The organism is Sedimentitalea sp. XS_ASV28 (assembly GCF_041224545.1).
In the GTDB taxonomy this organism is placed as follows: Bacteria; Pseudomonadota; Alphaproteobacteria; order Rhodobacterales; family Rhodobacteraceae; genus Sedimentitalea.
Window position 1 is genome coordinate 1 of sequence record NZ_JBGFGP010000077.1, and the last position, 246, is coordinate 246.

Annotated in this window: 1 protein-coding gene; it reads right to left on the minus strand. The window is 62.2% G+C overall.

The features are described from left to right. Window positions 1-70: 70 nt before the first annotated feature. Window positions 71-232 carry a transposase gene (locus tag AB9K34_RS03685; RefSeq protein WP_369953092.1) on the minus strand — a complete coding sequence of 54 codons (162 nt, stop codon included), beginning with the start codon at window positions 230-232 and terminating at the stop codon, window positions 71-73. Between the last annotated feature and the right edge of the window lie 14 nt (window positions 233-246).

Here is a 246-nt window from a genome sequence, read left to right on the forward strand (position 1 = left end):
CTTCGGTGATGGCACCGTTGGTGGTTGAAAAGGACCCTCGCCCCCAAAACCGGCAGCCCCAGTAGCGCTTTCAGATGGCTGGAAACTCCCGTTGCACCTTGTGGAACGAACGGCCCTTCATCTTGCGCACCAGATCCGAGATGGCGCGCTTCGGCGGCACCGAGACGAACATGTGGGCGTGATCGCTCGACAGCACCCCGCGCAAGATGTCGACCTCGTTCTCGCGGCACACCTGCCGGCAGATGT